Source organism: Bradyrhizobium sp. 179 (assembly GCF_023073535.1).
In the GTDB taxonomy this organism is placed as follows: Bacteria; Pseudomonadota; Alphaproteobacteria; order Rhizobiales; family Xanthobacteraceae; genus Bradyrhizobium.
In genome coordinates this window covers 1-1,528 of record NZ_JADPJR010000099.1, presented here as the reverse complement: position 1 = coordinate 1,528, position 1,528 = coordinate 1, and the positions used below count along the sequence as shown (strand labels likewise).

General features: G+C 63.7%; 1 protein-coding gene and 1 pseudogene. Both read left to right on the top strand.

The features are described from left to right. Positions 1 to 603, top strand: a pseudogene (locus IVB12_RS22975) (IS21 family transposase); the annotation flags it as partial. Next, on the top strand, positions 603 to 1,400 hold the full coding sequence (istB, locus tag IVB12_RS22970) for an IS21-like element helper ATPase IstB (RefSeq protein WP_247302307.1): 798 nt from the start codon (positions 603 to 605) through the stop codon (positions 1,398 to 1,400). The pseudogene IVB12_RS22975 and the gene istB, both read left to right, overlap by 1 nt. Positions 1,401 to 1,528: the final 128 nt, after the last annotated feature.

Below are 1,528 nucleotides of genomic sequence, written 5' to 3'. Positions count from 1 at the left end.
CACTGGGGCTTCCGGCCACGGGCCTGCGCGCCATATCGAGCCCGCACCAAGGGCAAGACCGAGAATGGCGTCGGCTACGTCAAGCGGAATGCGGTCGCCGGCCGCACCTTCCCGAGCTGGGAGGCCTTTGAGGCGCACCTTGAGGCTTGGACGCGGGAGATCGCCGACCTACGCCAGCATGGCACGACGGGCGAAGTACCGATTGAGCGCTTCAGGCGCGCTGAGGCGCATGCGTTGAAGCCCATCGCCGGCAGGCCGCCCTTCCAGGCCGCACGTGAACTGATCCGTCGCGTGCAGGCCGACTGCGCGGTCGAGATCGATGGCAACGCCTACTCTGTGCCATGGCGGCTGATCGGCGAGACGGTGAGAGCGACGATCGCCGATGGCGTGGTGTGCATCCATCACGGGATCCATGAGGTGGCCGCTCATCCGATCTGTGTCGGCCGTCGCCGTCGCGTCGTCGACCCTAAACACTTTGAGGGCCTGACTGGCTTTAAACCGAGTCGTGCTGGCGATCTCGCGTTATCGCCTGTCGCGCCGCCGTCGCCGACGCTGCTGCGGCCGCTCGGCGAGTACGAAGCGATTGTGGGAGGGGGCTTCTGATGCGAGCCATTGTCCCCGACCGCCTTAGTGATATGCTGACGCGCCTAAAGCTGACGGCTGTCCGCGACCAGCTGGATGGGCTGTTGGATGAGGCCGGCCGGCAAGAGCTGAGCCTACGCGAGACCCTGGTGCTGCTGTGCGAGCGCGAGATCGCCCGCAAGGATGAGCGGCGCGTCGAGATGACGCTCAAACTTGCTCGCTTCCCGTTCGTTCGCGATTTGTCGGGCTTCGACTTCTCGGCCCAGCCCTCGCTGGATCCCAAGCAGATACGCGAGCTTGCGAGCGCCCGCTGGATTGCCAATGGCGAGAACGTGTTGCTGCTTGGGCCACCTGGCGTTGGCAAGACGCATCTTGCGGTCGCTCTTGGTCGCGAAGCGATCCTGGCTGGGCATTCCGTTCAGTTCGTCGCAGCCACGACTGTCGTTGCGCAGCTTGCTAAAGGTCACGGCGAAGGGCGGCTCGAGGAGCGACTCGCGCAATTTGCCAAGCCAAAGCTCTTGATCATCGACGAGCTTGGGTATCTGCCCTTTGAACCCAATGCCGCGCATCTCTTCTTTCAGCTCGTTAGCCGTCGCTATGAGAGAGGCGCGATCCTGCTGACCAGCAACCGCAGTGTCGGCGAGTGGGGCTCGGTCTTCAGCGACCCCGTGGTTGCCACCGCGATCCTTGATCGTCTGCTGCACCACAGTCACGTCATCACGATCCGCGGCGACAGCTATCGCTTGAAGGAGAAGCGCCGCAGCGGACTGCTGCAGAAGCCCGCTGCACCAGAAGCCAAATCGGAGAAGAAGTCGTGAAGCAAGCCGCTCGCTCGCTACAGCGCTATGACGGGCGCGCTTCGCGAGCGGCTTGCTACAGTCCTGCAAACAACAAGGGGGTCACTTCCTCATGTCGCTGCGGGGTCAAATCCGGACGTCGCTTGACA